Raw genomic sequence first — 18,299 nt, 5'->3', positions numbered from 1 at the left:
GGCGCCGAGGGGTCAGGGGAAAGAGACTGCGGTGGTGGTGTGGTCGGTGGACACGGGCGGCAGGAAACCCACTTCCACGACCTCGGCAAGGGCACCGGTGAACTCCACCGTCGACACACTGCAATTACCGAGCGGTACGACGCCGGTGCCCCCGATGTGTGTCAGGAAGGTGACGAGAGTGATGCCGTGACTGACGACGAGAACCTCGCCGTCCGAGTGGGTGCGCGCGATCCGCTCGAAGGCGTCCATGACCCGGGCGACGTAGGCCGCCGCCGGTTCCCCGCCGGCCAGCCCGGGATGCCTCCCATTGATCACATCCGCAAAGAACTGGCGAGGATCCACCTGGCTGAACAGCTCGCTCTCGGGGCGCCCGTCCAGCTCGCCGAACCCGTACTCCCGCAGTCCCTCGTGGGTCCGCAGCCGCAATCCGTCGTGGTGGCGCAAGATCTCCCGCGCGGTGGTCTTCGTCCTTCCGGACGGGCTGGCCCAGGCCGCCGTCAGCCCGATCCCGGCCAGGTGGGCGGCGGTGGCCCGCAACTGGCCGAAGCCGTCGGGTGTCAGAGGCGAGTCGCACCAGCCCTGGAGGTGGCCGGAGGCGTTGTACTCGGTGCGTGCGTGCCGTACGAGATGCAGTCTCATCGCCGCCCCGCCAGAGGTGCGACGGCGGGCGCATGCGGTGCGGCGGGGGCGGGCACACGGCCGCGGACCTCGTCCCCGGGTACTCGGTCGCGTACCCCTTCCACGAGCACTCGGCCGCGGATCTCGTCCAGAGCCCTCATCACCGCGACACTCTCGTCAAGCGGCATGAGAGGGCTCTCCAGCATCCCTTCGCGCAGGCAGCGTTCCACTTCGAGGGCCTGGAAGTGCAGGCCGCGCCCGGTGTGGGGCGGTGGGTCGTAGCGCCCCATGGGCTTGCCGGGGCGGCCCGCGTCGTAGAGCGTGAAGCCCGTCGAGGTGAACCAGTAGGGGTCGAGCGAGATCCACCCCTCCGTGCCGATCACCGCGGCGGTGTTCGGACCGGGCGTGACCATGCTCGTCACGGTGGTGGAGACGCTGCCGCCGCTGTGCCTCATCAGGACCGACGCGCCCGTGTCGACGCCGTACGGCGTCGCGGAGCCGGTGACGGTGATGTCGTGCGGGGCGCCCAGCAGATGGAAGGCGCACGAGATCCCGTAGACGCCGAGGTCGGCGATGGCACCGCCACCGAGCGCGGGGTCGTGGTGGCGGCCGGACGGTGAGTCGTCGAGCTTCTGGAAGTGGTGGGTGACGACGCCGGTGAGCTCCCCGACCGCGCCGTCGGCCAGTGCGGTGCGCACCTCGGCGAAGGTGGGCAGGAAGCGGGTCCACATCGCCTCCATCAGGAACACCGACCGGCTGCGGGCCGCCGTCACGAGCCGCTCGGCCGAGGGGGCGTCGGCCGTGAACGACTTCTCGACGAGCACCGCCTTGCCCGCCTCGACGGCGAGCAGCGCCTGTTCGGCGTGGAAGGGCTGCGGTGTGGCGACGTAGACGGCGTCCACGTCCGGGTCCTCGACCAGGGCCTGGTAGGAGCCGTAGGAGCGCGGGATCCCCGCCGCCCGCGCGAACCGCTCCGCACGGGCGGGGTCGCGTGCGGCCACCGTCGACACCCGCAGGCCGGCGGCTGCGAGGTCGGCCGCGAAGACACGGGCGATCTTGCCCGCGCCGAGGATCCCCCACTGGACGTCACGCGTTCGCAATCGCACTCCCTGTTGCCGTCGGGTTGCCGTCGTGCTGCTTCGGGCGGCGGCGGACCGCACAAAAAAAGACCCGGGAGCGGTTGCCGTCTGACAACGCGTCCCAGGTCTTGCCCGGCTGATGCCGGTCACAATCCGTGTCCCGCACCATAGCCGGGGCCCGGTCCGGACGTCAACGAGGCCCCTGTGGCGCCGTATACGAACCGGGAAACTGTGAAAACGCGCCCGAAGCCTGGACACGGAGAAATCCGCGGTCTATTGTCTCGCCCCAAGACACCGCCAGGTGTTCTGGCAAAAGCTGGGATTGTTACTGGACCGCAGGCAAAACCCAAGCTGAGACCCGCCTTTCCCCGGAAGGGCGTACAGGGTCACGGCTTGGGTTTTTTTGTTGCCCGATACCGGGTGAACGGGTCCGGGGCAGTGGGGCTCAAGGAGGAGCCGTGGCAACAAGCAAGTACACAACGATCGCCGAGGACGTCCTACGGGGCGTCGGCGGCAAGGACAACGTCAGATCCCTCGCCCACTGTGCGACCCGACTGCGTTTCGTTCTCGTCGATCCGTCCAAGGCCGACAGGGCCGCCGTGGAGGCCACGAAGGGTGTCATCACCGTCGTCGAGGCGGGCGGCCAGTTCCAGGTCGTCATCGGCAACACGGTCGGCAAGGTCTACGAGGAGGTCCTCGCCCAGGGCGTGGAGGCCGGCGCCGCCGGTTCCTCCGGCGGTCTGCTCGCGCGGACGATCGAGCTCGTCACCAGCATCTTCACCCCGTTCCTGTGGACCCTGGCTGCCGTCGGCCTCCTCAAGGCATTCCTCGCGGTCGCGGTCAAGATCAGCCCCGGCTTCGGCGCCTCGTCGACGTACGCGATCTGGTTCGCGGCCGCCGACGCGGTGTTCCAGTTCCTGCCGCTCCTGCTGGCCGTCACCGCCGCCAAGCGGTTCAAGGCGAACCCGTTCACGGCGATGGCCATCGCCGGCGCCCTGATCTACTCCGCCACCATCGCCGTCATACCCGGCAAGGACGGCGCGAGCGTGACGCTCCAGGCGTTCGACGCGGCAGGCGGGAAGCTGACCTTCCTGGGCATCCCCGTCGTGATGGTCAGCTATCTGTCCGCCGTCATCCCGACCATCCTGGCGGTGTACTTCCAGTCCCATGTGGAGCGCCTGGTGGAGCGGCTGGCGCCGTCCGTGGTGCGCAACTTCACGATTCCCCTGGTCACGCTCGCGGTCGTCGTGCCCGTCACCTTCCTTGCCATCGGACCGGCCTCGACCTGGGTCGGCGACGGTCTCGCGTCCGGCGTCGACTGGCTCTGGGGCCAGGCTCCCTGGGCGGCCGGCGGTGTGCTCGCCGGTCTGTGGCAGGTCTTCGTCATCTTCGGTGTCCACTGGGCCTTCGTCCCGCTCATGACCCAGCAGTTGGCGGGCACGGGGCACTCGGTGATGGTGGCGGCGCTGTTCGCCCCCGTGCTCGCGCAGGCTGCTGCGGCCTTCGCGGTGTTCCTCCGGACGCGCAACCGCGACCTCAAGCTGGTGGCCGGCCCGGCCGCCCTCTCCGGCTTCCTCGCGGGCATCACCGAGCCGGCGATCTACGGTGTGACGCTGCGCCTCAAGCGCCCGTTCGTCTTCGCCTGCGTCGGCGGCGCGATCGGCGGTGCCGTCGCGGCGGCGGGCGGCTCGGCGACCAACGGTTTCGTCTTCCCGGGCGCCATCACCGTGACCGCCACCCTGGGTGTCGGCAGTTTCGCCCTCCAGCTGATCGGCTGCGCGATCGCCATGGGCATCGCCTTCGTCCTGACCCTGGTCCTCGGATTCAAGGACCTGCCTGCGACGACCGGCACCCCTGACGCGGCGGCCGACGACGTGGTCGCGACGCTCCAGGCGCCGGTCGCGGGCAAGGTCGTACCGCTCGAAGAGGTTCCCGACCAGGTGTTCGCCTCTGGGGCGATGGGGCCCGGTCTGGCCGTGGTGCCCAGCGAGGGCAAGGTGTACGCACCCGTCTCGGGCACGCTCGAGAGCGTGATGCCGCACGCGTTCGGCATCCGCAGTGACACCGGCGTCGAGGTGCTCGTGCACATCGGCCTGAACACGGTCGAGCTGCACGGCAGGGGCTTCACGCCCGTCGTCACCCAGGGACAGCGCGTGAACGCCGGTGACCTGGTGACCGAAGTCGACCTCAAGGTGGTCATGGAGGCGGGCTACAACCCGATCACCGTACTGATCGTGACCGACCCGGGCAGCCACACCGCGGTCGTGCCCACCGCCACCGGTGTCGTGGAGCCCCGCCGCGCCGCACTCGATCTCATCGGCTGAGGAAGAACACATGACCGACTCCACCCCCGCCACTCCCTCCACCCCCTCCGCTCCCTTCCCTCCCGGCTTCCTGTGGGGCGGCGCGACGGCCGCCAACCAACTGGAGGGCGCCTACGACATCGGCGGCAAGGGCATCTCCATCCAGGACGTCATGCCCCGTGGCATCTCCGGCCCGCGGACCGAGCACCCCACGCCCGACAACCTCAAGCTGGAGGGCATCGACTTCTACCACCGCTACGCCGAGGACATCGCGCTCTTCGCCGAGATGGGCTTCTCGGTCTTCCGGTTCTCGATCGCGTGGAGCCGTATCTTCCCGAACGGTGACGACGAACTGCCGAGCGAGGAGGGCCTGGCCTTCTACGACCGTGTCCTCGACGAACTCGAGAAGCACGGGATCGAGCCGCTCGTCACGATCTCCCACTACGAGACGCCGCTGGCCCTGGCGGAGAAGTACAACGGCTGGGCGAGCCGCGAACTGATCGGCTTCTACGAACGCTACGTCCGCGTCCTGTTCGACCGCTACGGCCACCGGGTGAAGTACTGGCTCACCTTCAACGAGATCAACTCGGTCCTGCACGCGCCCTTCATGAGCGGCGCGATCACGACCCCGAAGGAGGAACTGTCCCCGCAGGAGCTCTACCAGGCCATCCACCACGAGCTGGTGGCCAGTGCGCTGGCCACCAAGATCGCTCATGAGACGGTGCCGGACGCGCGGGTGGGCTGCATGGTGCTCGCGATGCCCATCTACCCGCTCACCCCGCACCCCTCCGACGCCCTCGCCGTGATGCACGCGGACCACGCCAACCTGATGTTCGGCGACGTCCATGTGCGCGGCGCCTACCCGGGCTACGCGCTGCGCCACATGCGCGAGAACGGCATCGAACTCGACATCACCGACGAGGACCGCGAACTCCTCACGCACACGGTCGACTTCGTGTCCTTCAGCTACTACATGAGCATCTGCGAGACCGCCGATCCGCAGCGACGCGTGGCGGGCGAGGGCAACATCATGGGCGGGGTGCCGAACCCGACGCTCGAAGCCAGCGAGTGGGGCTGGCAGATCGACCCGACGGCGCTGCGCATCGTGCTGAACCAGTTCTGGGACCGGTGGCAGAAGCCGCTGTTCATCGTCGAGAACGGCCTCGGGGCCAAGGACGAACTGATCGAGGTCGACGGCCGGCTCACGGTCGAGGACGACTACCGCATCGCCTATCTCAACGACCACCTGGTCCAGGTCGGCGAAGCGATCGCCGACGGTGTCGAGATCCTCGGCTACACCAGCTGGGGCTGCATCGACCTCGTCAGTGCCAGCACCGCCCAGCTGAGCAAGCGCTACGGGTTCATCCACGTCGACCGTGGCGACGACGGCAACGGCACCCTCGTGCGGCGCCGCAAGAAGTCCTTCGACTGGTACGCCGACGTCATCCGCAGCCGGGGCGCCAGCCTGCTGCGGGGCGACGGGCGCTAGCCGCCACGCTCCCGGCCGGGCCCAGGGGACGGGATATCCTGCCCCCTGGGCCCGGCCAGTAAGGACTCACCCTGCGATGCTCGTCAAGAAGATCTTCAACAACAACGTGGTGCTCGGAGTCGACGAGCACGGCGCCGAGACCGTGTTCATGGGACGGGGACTCGGTTTCCAGGTCAGGCCCGGGGACGAGGTGGACGCCGGCCGGGTCGATCGGCAGTTCGTCGCGCAGGCGATGCCCGCCGAGCGCCTCGCCGCGCTGGCAGCCGAGATCCCGCTCGACGAGATCGAGGTGATGGAAGAGGTCGTCGCCGCCGCCCGGGCCATGCTCGGGGACAGGATCAGCGAACACATCCTGCTGCCGCTGGCCGACCACGTCCACTTCGCGCTCGCCCGTGCCCGCGAGGGAGCCTCGATCGAATACCCGCTGAAGTGGGAGATCGAGAATCTCTATCCTGCGGAGACCGAGATGGGCACGGTCGCGCTGGAGATCATCGAGCGGCGGCTCGGCGTGCGCATGGACCAGACCGAGGCACTGCCCATCGCCCTTCACTTCGTCAATGCCCAGATCGGTTCCGGTGACATCGCGGCGACCGTGCAGATGACGCAGTGGCTGAAGGTCGCGCTCGACACCATCGGGGAGGACTTCGGAATCGTGATCGACCAGCGCTCCCTCGCAGCGGCGCGGTTCATCACCCATCTGCGTTATCTCTTCCTGCGGGCCCGGGACGGCAAGCAGTCACCGGCCACCGGCGGCGCGATCGGCGAGGCGGTCCGCAGCGCCAAGCCCCTGGAGTACGCGTGCGCCGAGCGGCTGGCGGGCCGGATGGAGGAGCTCTTCGGCCGGGAGGTCGTCCGCGAGGAGATCCTCTACCTCGCGCTGCACGTCAGCCGTCTCACGGCACAGTCCGACACCACGGAGGGGACCCATGCCGGCACTTGACGGCGAACCTGCAGCAGAGACGTTTCTGCGGTACGTCGGCGGCACTGCGAACGTCACACGGCTGACGCACTGCTTCGTCCGTCTCCGGTTCCGGCTGCGCGATGCCGAGGCCGCCGACCTCGACGCCCTCGGCGCGCATCCTCTCGTCGCCTTCGCCGTATGGCAGGCGGGCGAACTCCACATCGCGCCCCGGCGCGACCTCTTCCGCCTGTTCGCCGAACTGCGGGACATGCTGGGCGACGCCGTCACGCCCTGAGGGCATGAGGACGAGGACGGCTGTCGGACGGCGGACCGCACATGGCCACGCCCCGCTCGGCGCGGTGTCGGGCGGGTGCGGCGATGCCGAGCGCGGCGAGACGCCTCTGACCCGCCGCCCGACAGCGTCAGAGCGTATGCGCCACCCGCGCCGCCAGCGCCGCCCGCGTCACCCGCGTCACGCGCGCCACCTGCGTCACCCGCGCCGACCCCGCCGTCCGCGTCCGCGCCGTTGCCGCATCGCGCGGACGGCCTTGGGCAGGGCATTTGCCATGACCAGGACCGCCAAGGGCAGAACGATGTCGAGCCAGGGGTCGCGGATGGGCTTGTAGACCGCGCTGCCGCCGCGGATCTCGATGTAGCCGAGGGGTTTGGCGCCCGCGCCTCCTCCTCCGCCCCCGCCTTCGCCGGTCTTGGCGGCGCCGACCTCGCGTCCGGCGCCGCCGCCGAAGCCGAAGCCGACTCTGGCGACGGGGATGACGGTGACGCCGTCCGCGGTGACGGGCTCACCGTAGACGGCGGTGACGGAGGCGCGGCCGCCGAGTTTTTCGGCCAGGCGTTCCAGCAGGGTCACAGAAACTTGCGCGGTCGGCAGGTCCGTGTCCGGCTGGGGCGGAGGAGCGCTCTCGTGCTCGGCGGCGGTCATGATGTGCCTCCTGAGTGTCGATGCTCGGCCTGTGCCGAGCATGTGGGCGCCGGGCGGCAGCGGGCGGCGAGGTGCACTCCGCCGGTGCCGGTCTCGATCGTGCCACCGGTCGGGCCGGTCGGCAGCCCTGCGGTGCTCGGCGAAGCCGGCTTCGTCCGGGGCCGGACCACGCTCCTGGGCACAGGCGTACAGCGCGCGCCCGTCAGGCCTCGTCGGTGTGGAGGGCGAGGCGGGGGCAGGCGGCGACGGCACGACGGGCGTGGGCACGCAGCCGGTCGGGGACGGTCTGGTCCTTGAGGACGGGGTAGCCCCATTCGTCGAGGTCGATCAGCTCGGGGAGCAGTTCGCCGCACAGGCCCTGACCGGTGCAGGCGATCCGGTCGACGCGCAGGGTCAGATGTGCGGTCATCGCCAGGTCTCCGGAGGTACAGCGGGCGGGACGGGGATCCGGGGCGGTCGTCGAGCCGCGGGGCATGTGCCGTGGGCGAGGTGGTGGTCGACGTCGTCGGCGAAGGTACGCAGCGCGGAGGCGGCAAGGCGGGCGGCGCCGTCCGGGTGACCGCAGGCGCCCCGGCCCGGCAGCAGACCCGTGCGGTGACGCAGGCGGGACAGGAGGTGCGGGTCACCCTGTCCGGTGGCCAGTACGGAGAAATCCTCGGCCACGGCGGGAATCCCGAAGCGGCAGGGACCGCACTGGCGGGCGCCGTGAGCCGCCAGGAAGGCGAGTATCCGGGCCGTCTCGCACAGCCCGCACGCCGAGTGGGGAAGCGCGACGAGGACACCCGCGCCGGGCGTTGCGCCCAGCGGAGTCAGGTCGCGTCGTGTGAGGGGCGTGTGAACACTCTCCGCCGGGAGCCAGGTGCCGGCGAAGCCGCCGAGTAGGACGGCGCCCAAAGGTTCCGTGGGACCTCCGGCACGTTCGAGCACCGTGGCGAGCGGTGTGCCGAGGGCGACTTCCAGGACACCGGGAGCCGCCACGGCGCCGGAGACGGTCATCAGCGTGGTGCCGGGCTCGTCCGGTGTGCCGGCCTGTCGGAACCATTCGGGTCCATGGCGGGCAATGAGGGCCAGGTGGGCGAGGGTCTCTGCGTTGTGGACGAGTGTGGGACGGCGGGCCACGCCCTGCTCGTGGCTGCGCGGTGGGCTGCCCTGCGGGCGCGCCGGACCCCCGTTGAGCCAGCGCACCAGAGAGGTCGACTCGCTGGAGACGTAGCCGTGCGGAAGGTCGTGCAGACACAGTTGTACGGGATCGAGGCGGGCCCGCCGTCGCTCCTCCAGGGCAGCGCCGAGCTGCCGGTACTGGGCGGTCCGGGTCCGGGGCAGGCACACATGGACGGTGTCGGCGCCGACCGCCGCCGCGGCCAGGACGGCGCCGTCGAGGACCGTATGGGGTGCGACGGCGAGCAGGAACTGGTCCTTGCGGCTGGCGGGTTCGCTCTCCATGGCGTTGACGACGACAACGGCGCGGCCCCGACGCGCCGCGACGGCACGCAGTTTCTGCGCGGTGGGGAACCCGGCACCGCCGCGCCCGGAGAGTCCGGCCGCCTCGACGACGTCCACCAGCGGCATCGACGCCCTGTCAGCCCTGTCAGCCCTGTCGGCCCTGCCGTTGCGGGCGGTGGCGACGGGGGCCGGCCCGTGACTCCTGAGATGGTCCGTCAATGCGGCCGGTCGTCCGGTGGCTTGCCAACCCGCCAGCAGCCGTCCGGCCGGGTCGTCCGGCGCGGGCGTGCGGTGCCGGATCGTGAAGGGTGCCGCGGCAGAGGAGTTCACCGTCCGCCTCCGAGCAGGAGCGTCGACGCGGCGGCGCGCTGGGCCCAGCCCGGCTGGAGCGGGCCACCGGCCAGGAACGCCGTCAGCACCACGGGTACGGCCGTCGCGGCCAGGGCGGCCACCAGACGTCCGGCGACTCGGCCCGGCCCCGCTTTCACCAGCCGCCACCATACGGCGGCGACGACCGAGGCCAGGCAGGCGGCGTACAGCCACAGTTGGAGGGGCAGACGGGTGTCGGTCCCGGTCCCGGCGCCGTGGAAGAGGGCGAGCGGCCAGGCGGCGTAGGCCAGCCAGTGCACAGCCTTCCAGCGGCGTACCCCCAGCCGATGCCGCAGCGCGCTGGTGACCAGCACCGCGAGCAGCAGGTCGAGCGCGGCCGTGCCCAGCCCCAGCCAGAGCGGACGGTAGGACGACCCGAACGGCACCACGGACACCGCCCACCCCAGGTGAACGAACGGATCGAGTACCGCCGTCACCACATGCACGACGAGGAACACCAGGGTGAGCAGGGACAGGTTGCGGTGCAGCAGCCCGATCTCGAACCGGCCGATCCTGCGGGGCGCGGCCCGGCCGCCGGAGACCACTCCGAGCATCACGGTGGCCGTGAGCAGGATCAACGTGAGGGTGCCGCCGGCACGGCTCGCGTACCACAGGGGGCTGCCGGTCAGGGCGAGGGCCGTCATCGTGAACCTCCGGGCTCGGGAGCCGGGCAGTCGGGCGGCCAGCCGCCGAGACACAGTACGGTGCCGTCCGCACCGACCAGGCGGGCGGGAAGGCCGGTGGCGCGCAGCCAGTCCACGGCCCGGTCGCCGAGTACGATCGCCGCGGTACTGGCGGTGTTCGCGTCCACGCAGGTGGCGGCCGCGACGGTGACGGTGCGCCACACGGCAGCGGCCGACTCTCCGGTGGCCGGGTCGACGATGTGGTGCAGTGTGCGTCCCGCGCGCCGCCAAGTGCGGACCCGGATGCCTGAGGTCGCCAGCGCACCGCCGGTGACGGCCACGGCGGGGCCCGGCGCCGTCGCGGGCTGTGCGTGGTCGTCGGCGAGGGCGATCCGCCATCCGCCCGCGGGAGCCGGTCCGGCCACGGCGAGGTCGCCGCCGAGGCTGACCAGGATCCCGCAGCCGGTCGCCGCGGCGGCCTGCTGGGCGGCGCGGTCGGCGGTCCGGGACTTGGCGGTGGCGCCCAGGTCGAGGCGGGTGTGCGGCGGCAGGCACAGCGTCCGGGTGCGCGAGTCCCATCTGATGCGTTGCCAGCCGGGCGCGGGGCGGGCGACGGGCAGGGGCCGGGCGTCCTCGGGGCGCAGGGAGGCGAAGGTACGGTCGTAACCGAGCGCGATCATCGCATGGCCCACGGTCGGGTCGACGGCGCCGTCGGTGATCCGGGCGGCCCGCAGGGCGGCGCTCAGCGCGTCGGTGAACCGTGGGCTGACCGTCGTCGGGACGCCTGCGCGCAGATTGACACGGGTGAGCTCGGAGTCCGGCCGGAAGCGGCTGCACGTCACGTCGACAGCGTGCAGTTCGGCCCGCAGCACTGTTTCCGCGGCGTGCAGGGCGCTCGGGTCGGTGACCAGCAGCACGGCTGTGCTTCCCAGAGCCGGGAAGACGACCTGCGCGGGGGAGAGCACTGGCGCGCGCGTGGTCATGACGCGCCCGTCGTCGTGTGCGGCTGCTGCTGGGTGGGCACCGGCGGCTGGGCCGGGGGCTGCGGCGCCGGCCGTGCGGCAGAGGCGGCGCCCTCGTTCTCGTCGTCTCCTTGTTCGCCCCGGTCATCGTGCTCCCCGGCCCCTCCTGCGGTGGCGGACGACGACGTCGCGGGGCCCTGCACGGGTGCGGGGCCGGACGGCAAGGGGGCCGCCGAACTCCCTGGCAGCAGGTGGGTGTAGACGCCGCCCAGGGCTGCCGCGCCAGCCACGGCCGTGACGGCGATCCACCGGGTGACACGGCGGCTCCGTCGCAGGCCGCGATCGCGGGCATGCGCGGAGCCGCTCGGAGAGGGGACCGGCTGGAAGTCGTCGGGCGGAAACGCCATGGCAGCACTCCTGGTGATTCGGCGGCCCGGATCGGCTGCGTGCACCTTCAGGCTGTGCCGTCGGCACTCAGGAACTCGCTCACGTCCTCTTCAGAACCGGTTAAGATCTTGGCCCCGCCTCGTTGCCTGCGCCGGATTCCTGCCACAGCGGCAGCCGCAGTACGACGGTCAGCCCGCCACCGGGGGTGTCCTCCAGCAGGACCGCGGCACCGTTGACGGTGGCCAGCCGGTGGACGATGGCCAGTCCCAACCCGGTGCCCCTGGCCTCCCTATTGCCGAACCGGCGGAAGGCGACCTCCTTCGCCCCGGCCGTCATCCCGGGACCGTCGTCCCTCACCCGCAGCCGGGCGAAGTCCCCCTCGGCACTGACATCGAGGGTGACGCTCCCGCCCTCGTCCACGGCGTCCACGGCGTTGGCGATCAGATTGTCGAGGATCTGCTCGAGATGACCCGCCCCCAACGCGACGGTCGGCGACGGACGGCCGGACACGACGGTCAGCCGCACGCCGCGCTCCTCGGCCACCGGCGACCAGGCGGCCACCCGCTCCGCCACCACCGCCTCGGCCTGTACGACTGTCGGGCGCGGCGTGGTCTGTTCGGCACGTGCCACCGCCAGCAGCCCGTCGACCAGCCGGGACAGCCGGGCGATCTCCTCCTGCGCGGCGGCCAGCTCTCCGGCGAGGCCGTCCTCGGCCCCGGCGGCCAGAACGTCGAGCCGCAGCCGCAGCGCGGCCAGCGGGGTGCGCAGCTGATGTGAGACATCCGCGATCACGGCCCGGTGACCGTGCACCAGTGTCTCCGTGCGGGCCGCCATGGTGTTGAAGGTGGAGGACAGACGACGCACCTCCGGCGGACCGGACCCGACGTCCGCGCGCTCGTCGAGGGCGCCCTCGCCCAGCCGCCGCGCAGAGGCGTCCAGCAGCGACAGCGGGCGGCCGACCCAGCGGGCGAGGCGGACGGACAGCAGCGCCGAGGCCGCCAGCCCCGCTGCGCCGATCACCGCCGACCAGCCCCAGATCGCGGCGATCCGGGTATCGAGCGGAGCCGCCGAACGGGCCAGGACGACCGCGCCGGCAGGCTGCCGCACCTCACCGGCCGGCTCCGCGGCCAGCAGTCGGCCCTCGCTCTCCGGCGGCTCCGGCTCGTGCCCGTCCAGGACGTCCCTGACCAGCTCCGTCGTCTCCCCACCCTGCGCCGCAGTACAAGGGGTACTGGCCACCAGACGTGCTGAGGCGTCGTACACGGCGGCGCAGTCGCCCGCCCGCGCAGCGGCAGCCAGCTCCCTGCGCATGGCGGTTGCCGGCTTGTGATCGGAGAGGTGCTCCTCCGCTGCCGCGGCGATCACCCGGGTGGCTGCCCGCTGGCTGTCTCGGTAGGCGATCCGCTCGCGCCCGGTGATCAGCACCGCCAGTGGTACGACCGCCAGGACCAGCAGCACGGAGGTCAGGACCAGGAGTGTCCAGGTGATCCGGCGGGTCACGTGTGCTCCCGGGACTCCTGGACCGCGCCGAGGCGGAAGCCGTGCCCGTAGACCGTCTCGATCAGTCCCGGCACGCCGAGCTTGCGGCGCAGCGCGGCGATATGCACGTCCAGTACCTTCGTCGGCCCGTACCAGTGGGCGTCCCAGGCGCGCTCCAGGATCTGCTGTCGGCTCATCACCCGGCCCGGATCGGCCGTCAGGCACTCGAGGACGGCGAACTCCTTCGGCGTCAGCGCCACCGGACGTCCGTCCACCGACACCTGCCGTACCCGCAGATCGAGCGCCAGCGGCCCGTGCCGGACGATCTCCGGTCCTGCCGGGCGCCGACGGCGCAGCACAGCCCTGATCCGCGCGAGCAACTCGGCCAGCCCGAACGGTTTGACCAGGTAGTCGTCCGCGCCCTCGTCGAGGGCCACGACACGGTCCGCCTCCTCGCCCCGCGCGGTCACCGCGATGATCGCCGCGTCCGAGCGGGCACGCAGGATCCGGCACACCTCGACACCGTCGATGTCGGGCAGCCCCAGATCCAGCAGTACGACATCGGGGGTGCGCGCGGCAAGGGCGTCCCGGCCGCTTCGGACGTCCTCGGCCACGTAGCCGGCCTGCCGCAGTCCGCGCACCAGGGACTCCGCGATGCCGCGATCGTCCTCCACGACCAGCACCCGCGTCTTCTCGGCTGTGTCGGCAGCCTGGGCGTTCATGCGTGTCATGCCTCCCGGGCGGTGCGATCGACTCCACCGGTCCGTCTCCCAGCGTGCGCCTCGCTCAAGCCCGGGAGATACGGGCCGATCGGCCTCCGTTCGGCATACCGGCGGGCGGCGGTCGTCCGCCGGCTTCGTGCCGGGTGCGCCGAGCGCGCTCCCCGGCGTGCGATGGGCACCGGCCGCCCTTCGGGTTGTGGTGGAGGGAACGCGGTGGTCACCGCTGACGCGCCGGGAGCCCGGCGCACGCGAACTCCTCGGGGGTGAACGGGGGAGGGGCAGCGTGGGTGTGGCCCCGGGAACCGCGAAGGATCGCCAGCAGGACGGCGGGCGAGAGGACGGTGCGGGCGGAGACCGAGAGGGTGAAGAGATCCGCGACGGCCTCGGCGGCGGCGATCCGGTGGGTGGCCGCGGCATGGAGCCGATCGACGAGCCGGTTGACCGGTCGGGCCAGGACCGGGCGGCGCCCGCCGGTCAAAGGCCGGCGGGCATCCTGAACCGTGGCGATCAGCCAGGCCATCCGCCCGGCGCGGGCCACGGCCTGCTGCGTCCGGCGCGCGGTGCCGCGTCGCGGACCGCCCCGGGACAAGCCGTCCCGCAGGGCCCGCGCATGCAGGGCCGCCACGGACATGCCGTGGCCGTAGACCGGGTTGAAGGTGGCGAAGGCGTCGCCGACGACCACGAACCCGTTCGGCCACCGCGGCATACGGTGGAAATTCCGGCGCCGGTTGGCCAGATGGCGGAAACCTCGCACCGCACCGACGGGCTCCGCCTGCGCCAGGGTCTCGGCCAGCACGGGATGCGCGAGGTCCCTGGCGAACCGCTCGAAGCCCTCTTCGTCCACCGGCGGCTCCGCACCACGGGTACCGGCCAGCGTGACGATCCACCGGCCGTCCTCGACGGGCAGCAGTATGCCGCTGCGCCCCGGCTCCCGGGTCGCCGAGTCCGGCTGGATTATCACCATGGGGAACGCCTCTTTCGCCCGCGCGGGTGCCTGGAACATCCTTGTGGCGTACGCCAGACCGGGATCGACGACCGTCTCCGACACCTGGGCGAGCCCGATCTCGACGAGCCACCGTGGAGCGTCCGAGCCTCTGCCGGTGGCGTCCACGACGAAGTCCGCGCCGAGTTCCCGGGTGGTGCCGCTGTCACGCTCGCGCACCCTGCAGCCGGTCACGGCCGTGGCGCTGCCCAGGAGAGCGACCGCCTGGACCGCAGGCATGACGGTGATCCTCGGGTGTCGCAGAACGCGCTGCCGGATCACGTGCTCGAGAAGGTCCCGGCTGCACGCCAGGAAGTACCGGTCGCCGGGAGACCGCCGAAGCCACCCCTGAGAGCCGTGCACCAGCGAGTCCCCGGGCATCCCGAAGCACCGGGCTCCCGCCTCGACCAGTGCCTGCACCGTGCCGGGCACCAACTCCTCCAGGGCTGCCGCCCCGCGGGACATCAACGCGTGGGAGTGGCGCGCCTGCGGTGTACCGGCACGGGGCACCGGCTCATACGGCAGCCGGTCGCGCTCCACGATCGTCACCGCGTCCAGGTGCCGGGCGAGCACGTGCGCACTCAGAAGTCCCGCGAGCCCGCCGCCCAGCACCAGCCCGTGCGTGGCACCCGACACCCTCACGACAGGTTGTCCTGTGCGCGGTCGCCTCCCGAAGCCGATGTGTAGACGTCCACGTCCATGATCTCCGCGAGAGTGAGCAGACCCTTCATCTGCGACGTGTACTCCGCGCTCTCACCGATCCGCTGATACACGCCCAGGCTCTCCCACCACCCCACATGGCTGAACTGCCGGGGATTCGAGACGGACCGGAGTAAGTAGCAGTCCACAAAACCCTCTTGGGCCCGCATGTACTCCTCGTGCTCAGCGAAGAGCCGGTCGAACTCGGCCTGATCACCTGTCACGGTGAACCTGGTCAGGACCGCGATCCGCCCGGCCACCCCGTCCGCACTCACCCGCATGCCGAACCTCCTCCGTCTGTCGTGGACACGGCATGCTCCCCGGCGGGGTGCGCCCGTAAACCGGATCTGACTCCGCATGCGCCCGTAAACCGGATCCGACTCCGCACGGCCGGCGGCACGGCCGCGGCGGCACGGCCGACCGGCCGCTGCGGAGACTGTGTGATCGCACGTCACGTCGAGGGCCCGCCCGGAACGTGGACGTATAGCATCGCGAACATGTCGGACCTCACCGCCCGTCCCGAACCGTTCACATCGCAGACTTCCCCGGAGACGCTTGCCGACCTGCAAGCCCGGCTGCGCGCCACGCGCTGGCCCGACGCTCCCGAGGACGCCGGCTGGTCGATGGGCACGGATGTCGCCTACCTTCGTGACCTCGTCGCCTACTGGGCGGACGGGTTCGACTGGCCGGCTGAGGAAGCGGCGCTGGCCGCCCTGCCCCGCTTCCATGTCCGCCTCGGCGGCCTGGACATCCATTACGTGCATGCTCGGGCCGCCGGGCAGACCGGGACGCCCCTGCCCCTGATCCTCAACCACGGTTGGCCCGATTCGTTCTGGCGCTATCTCAAGGTCATCCCGTTGCTCACGGACCCAGGCGCACACGGCGCGGACCCCGCCGACGCATTCGACGTGGTGGTCCCCGACATGCCCGGCTTCGGCTTCTCCCAGCCCCCTGCCGGCCGCCCCCTGGACTCCGTGGCCGTCGCCGGCCTGTGGGCCGAGCTCATGAGCGTCCTCGGCCACCGGCGGTTCGGCACCGCGGGCGGCGACATGGGCAGCCACGTGAGCCGCTACCTCGCCCTCGACCACCCCGATCGGGTCGTGGCCGTCCACCGCATGGACGCGGGTCTGCCCGTCTTCACCGGCGACCCCGCCGATCTCACGGCGGAGGAACGCGAATGGATGGCGACTGCCGCGGCCTGGGGCGCGGCGGAAGGGGCCTATGCCGCCATGCAGCGTACGAAGCCCCAGACCGCCGCCGTCGGACTCACCGACTCACCGGCCGGGCTCGCCGCCTGGATCGTCGAGAAACTGCGGGCGTGGAGCGACTGTGGCGGGGACATCGAACGCTCCTTCACGAAAGACGAGATCCTCACCGGCGTCATGCTGTACTGGCTGACGGGAACGATCGGCTCGTCGATGCGCATGTACCGGGCCAACGCCGCGATCCCGCCGCAGCAGCTCGCCCGCCGGGTCGAGGTGCCCTCCGGGTTCTCCCTCTTCCGTGGCGACGTCGTCCGCCCTCCGCGTGCGTGGCTGGACCGCACCGCGAACGTGGTGCGCGTCACCGAGCCGGTGCGGGGCGGTCACTTCGCGCCGTTCGAGGAACCCGAGCTGTACGCCGAGGAGTTGCGGGCGTTCTTCCGCCCGTACCGGGAGGCGGCCCAGGGCTGACGGCGCCACAGCCCACGTGCCGGCAGGCATCTGCGACGCGTGGGCGGGCGCACGGCAACGGCTCAGCCCGCTATTTCGTGTCCGACGCCTCCACCCGCACGCTCCCGCCGTGCGTCGATCCCGTCACCGTGATCACATGCGTCACCGCCGCCCCGGGCACCGTGTGCCGTGAGGCATTGTCGCGGACCCGTCCGCCGTGCGTCGAGATCCCGCTCAGGTCCACCGCGATCCCCGGCGGCACCGTCAGCCGCACACTTCCGCCGTGCGTCGAGACACGGAGCGTGCTCCGCCCGCCCTCCGGCAGCCGCGCCACGGTGTAGTCCAGCCGCGCCGAGCCGCCGTGCACCTCCAGCTCGATGATGCGCGGCACCATCCATGCGCCCTCCCGGCGAAGCTGCTGGCCGTGCACCTGCCACCGCTGCACCTCCTCGTCCGCGGGGGCCGTCGGCGCCGGCGCACGGACGGTCGGCGGAGCAGGCGCCGCGACCGGCAGGTCCGCCACGAGCGGCTCCAGATCCGCGAAGGTGCGCGCTGTGAGAGCGAGCTCCACCCGCTCCTCCAGCTCGTCCATGTCCAGTCGGCCGTCCGCCGCCGCATCCCGCAGGATCTCCACCATCCGGTCACGGTCCGCATGCGAGAGACGCAGCAGACGCGGATCGCGCCCCGCTCGGTCGCTCGGCTCCTCGATGCTCATGACCATGTACGTTACGGCCCGACCCGCACCCCAGGCGAGCGCGAACGACGGATACTCCCTGCACGAACGCGGGGAATCCGGCCCGGCACGAATGTCTGAAACATTGCGGTTGCCGCCTCCAACCATTTTGTTGCCCTCTTTGTCTCACACGGCGTGGATGTGCACCGCACAAGGAGCAGAAGGGGGTTGTTCACCGATGAGACGTTGGGCAACGGTGCTGGCGACGCTGGCGCTGGTACTGACAGGGGCAGGCGCCGCGCCGGCCGTCGCAGCCACGTCGCAGGCCACCGCTTGCGAGACGGGCTGGGGGAGCATGGCGAAGTCGGAGCCGGGATCGCTCGCGATGACCGGGGATCTGGCAAATGTCCGGACCGGCCGTCACACCTGCTACGACCGGATGGTCTTTGACATCCCGGGTATGACCACGGCCGATCCGGCCATGTACTGGGTGCAGTACGTGCCCGGCTTCGCCCACGTCCCGTCCCAGACAGGAATTCCTGTGAAGGGCGGGGCCATCATCGAGGTCGAGATCACCGCGCCGGTCGACCAGTCGCAGTACCCGGTCGAGCTCGCGGATCCACTGCCGGGTCTGGACTTCAGCGGCTACCAGACGTTCCGGGACGCGAAGTTCGGCGGCTACTACGACGGGGCCACCCACATCGGACTCGGGGTCCGGGCCAAGCTCCCGTTCCGGGTGCTCGTACTGCCCGACCGGGTGGTGGTGGACGTGGCGCACACCTGGTGACCGCGCGGCGTCGATGACGGATGCTGCGTGATCGTCTCTGTGGCCCCTGTCGTATCGCGGGCCACAGAGGCTTCGCGCGCGAAGGGTTCGTGCGCGAAGGGCAAGGACGGCTGCAGGACCGGTAAGTCATCGCTGCAGGACCGGTAAGTCACCGGGTGGCCGGGCTCTATGCGAGATTTGGATTTCTTCAT

The 18,299-nt window shown here is 71.4% G+C and carries 19 protein-coding genes; 6 read left to right on the top strand and 13 right to left on the bottom strand.

Annotated features, from left to right (window positions below):
* Positions 1-12: 12 nt before the first annotated feature.
* Both ACSYGN_RS37040 and ACSYGN_RS37035 read right to left on the bottom strand, forming a co-directional pair.
* Entirely contained in the window at positions 13-639 is a 627-nt protein-coding gene (locus tag ACSYGN_RS37040) for a histidine phosphatase family protein (RefSeq protein ID WP_460404481.1), read from the bottom strand.
* Entirely contained in the window at positions 636-1,718 is a 1,083-nt protein-coding gene (locus ACSYGN_RS37035; RefSeq protein ID WP_460404479.1) for a Gfo/Idh/MocA family protein, read from the bottom strand. The genes ACSYGN_RS37040 and ACSYGN_RS37035 overlap by 4 nt, the downstream gene beginning before the upstream one ends.
* 437 nt (positions 1,719-2,155) lie before the next feature.
* Between ACSYGN_RS37035 and ACSYGN_RS37030 the strand changes: the two genes are divergently transcribed.
* The 4 genes from ACSYGN_RS37030 (at position 2,156) to ACSYGN_RS37015 (ending at position 6,685) form a co-directional block, all read left to right on the top strand.
* Positions 2,156-4,021, top strand: a complete 1,866-nt coding sequence (locus ACSYGN_RS37030) for a beta-glucoside-specific PTS transporter subunit IIABC (RefSeq protein WP_460404477.1) — start codon at positions 2,156-2,158, stop codon at positions 4,019-4,021.
* 10 nt (positions 4,022-4,031) lie between these two features.
* The gene (locus ACSYGN_RS37025) at positions 4,032-5,489 is read left to right on the top strand and encodes a glycoside hydrolase family 1 protein (protein WP_460404475.1); all 1,458 of its coding nucleotides are present in this window, start codon (positions 4,032-4,034) and stop codon (positions 5,487-5,489) included.
* Positions 5,490-5,565: 76 nt separating this feature from the next.
* A complete protein-coding gene (locus tag ACSYGN_RS37020; protein WP_460404473.1) occupies positions 5,566-6,429 on the top strand; it encodes a PRD domain-containing protein in 864 nt (287 codons plus the stop codon).
* Positions 6,416-6,685, top strand: coding sequence for a PTS transporter subunit EIIB (locus ACSYGN_RS37015; protein WP_460404471.1), 270 nt, complete (start codon positions 6,416-6,418; stop codon positions 6,683-6,685). Before ACSYGN_RS37020 ends, ACSYGN_RS37015 begins: the two co-directional genes overlap by 14 nt.
* Positions 6,686-6,880: 195 nt before the next feature.
* Here the strand turns inward: ACSYGN_RS37015 and ACSYGN_RS37010 are convergent, their stop codons facing one another.
* From ACSYGN_RS37010 to ACSYGN_RS36965, 10 genes are all read right to left on the bottom strand, one after another.
* A complete protein-coding gene (locus tag ACSYGN_RS37010; protein ID WP_460404469.1) occupies positions 6,881-7,330 on the bottom strand; it encodes a spore germination protein GerW family protein in 450 nt (149 codons plus the stop codon).
* A gap of 202 nt (positions 7,331-7,532) precedes the next feature.
* Complete coding sequence (locus ACSYGN_RS37005; protein WP_460404467.1) at positions 7,533-7,739, bottom strand: ferredoxin; 207 nt, start codon at positions 7,737-7,739, stop codon at positions 7,533-7,535.
* Positions 7,736-9,103, bottom strand: coding sequence for an NADH-ubiquinone oxidoreductase-F iron-sulfur binding region domain-containing protein (locus ACSYGN_RS37000; RefSeq protein WP_460404465.1), 1,368 nt, complete (start codon positions 9,101-9,103; stop codon positions 7,736-7,738). Before ACSYGN_RS37000 ends, ACSYGN_RS37005 begins: the two co-directional genes overlap by 4 nt.
* Positions 9,100-9,786: a ferric reductase-like transmembrane domain-containing protein gene (locus ACSYGN_RS36995; protein WP_460404463.1), complete on the bottom strand. Its 687-nt coding sequence runs from the start codon at positions 9,784-9,786 to the stop codon at positions 9,100-9,102. The genes ACSYGN_RS37000 and ACSYGN_RS36995 overlap by 4 nt, the downstream gene beginning before the upstream one ends.
* Entirely contained in the window at positions 9,783-10,748 is a 966-nt protein-coding gene (locus ACSYGN_RS36990; RefSeq protein ID WP_460404461.1) for an FAD:protein FMN transferase, read from the bottom strand. Before ACSYGN_RS36990 ends, ACSYGN_RS36995 begins: the two co-directional genes overlap by 4 nt.
* Positions 10,745-11,134 (bottom strand): hypothetical protein, encoded by a 390-nt coding sequence (locus ACSYGN_RS36985; RefSeq protein WP_460404459.1) that lies wholly within the window; start codon positions 11,132-11,134, stop codon positions 10,745-10,747. Before ACSYGN_RS36985 ends, ACSYGN_RS36990 begins: the two co-directional genes overlap by 4 nt.
* Before the next feature lie 100 nt (positions 11,135-11,234).
* Entirely contained in the window at positions 11,235-12,614 is a 1,380-nt protein-coding gene (locus ACSYGN_RS36980) for a sensor histidine kinase (RefSeq protein ID WP_460404457.1), read from the bottom strand.
* Positions 12,611-13,324: a response regulator transcription factor gene (locus tag ACSYGN_RS36975; protein ID WP_460404455.1), complete on the bottom strand. Its 714-nt coding sequence runs from the start codon at positions 13,322-13,324 to the stop codon at positions 12,611-12,613. Before ACSYGN_RS36975 ends, ACSYGN_RS36980 begins: the two co-directional genes overlap by 4 nt.
* 208 nt (positions 13,325-13,532) lie before the next feature.
* The gene (locus ACSYGN_RS36970; RefSeq protein WP_460404453.1) at positions 13,533-14,939 is read right to left on the bottom strand and encodes an NAD(P)/FAD-dependent oxidoreductase; all 1,407 of its coding nucleotides are present in this window, start codon (positions 14,937-14,939) and stop codon (positions 13,533-13,535) included.
* Positions 14,936-15,277, bottom strand: a complete 342-nt coding sequence (locus tag ACSYGN_RS36965; protein WP_460404451.1) for an antibiotic biosynthesis monooxygenase family protein — start codon at positions 15,275-15,277, stop codon at positions 14,936-14,938. The genes ACSYGN_RS36970 and ACSYGN_RS36965 overlap by 4 nt, the downstream gene beginning before the upstream one ends.
* A 216-nt stretch (positions 15,278-15,493) precedes the next feature.
* On the opposite strand from ACSYGN_RS36965, the gene ACSYGN_RS36960 reads away from it, so the two are divergent.
* Positions 15,494-16,669, top strand: a complete 1,176-nt coding sequence (locus ACSYGN_RS36960) for an epoxide hydrolase family protein (protein WP_460404449.1) — start codon at positions 15,494-15,496, stop codon at positions 16,667-16,669.
* 70 nt (positions 16,670-16,739) lie between these two features.
* Here the strand turns inward: ACSYGN_RS36960 and ACSYGN_RS36955 are convergent, their stop codons facing one another.
* Positions 16,740-17,363 (bottom strand): DUF1707 SHOCT-like domain-containing protein, encoded by a 624-nt coding sequence (locus ACSYGN_RS36955; protein ID WP_460404447.1) that lies wholly within the window; start codon positions 17,361-17,363, stop codon positions 16,740-16,742.
* A gap of 196 nt (positions 17,364-17,559) precedes the next feature.
* Between ACSYGN_RS36955 and ACSYGN_RS36950 the strand changes: the two genes are divergently transcribed.
* A complete protein-coding gene (locus ACSYGN_RS36950) occupies positions 17,560-18,108 on the top strand; it encodes an AMIN-like domain-containing (lipo)protein (protein ID WP_460404445.1) in 549 nt (182 codons plus the stop codon).
* The last annotated feature ends 191 nt before the right edge of the window (positions 18,109-18,299 follow it).

The sequence above is a fragment of the Streptomyces sp. YIM S03343 genome (assembly GCF_054729195.1).
The sequence above is the reverse complement of the archived record's forward strand: the minus strand, read 5'-3'. Positions and strand labels throughout refer to the sequence as shown.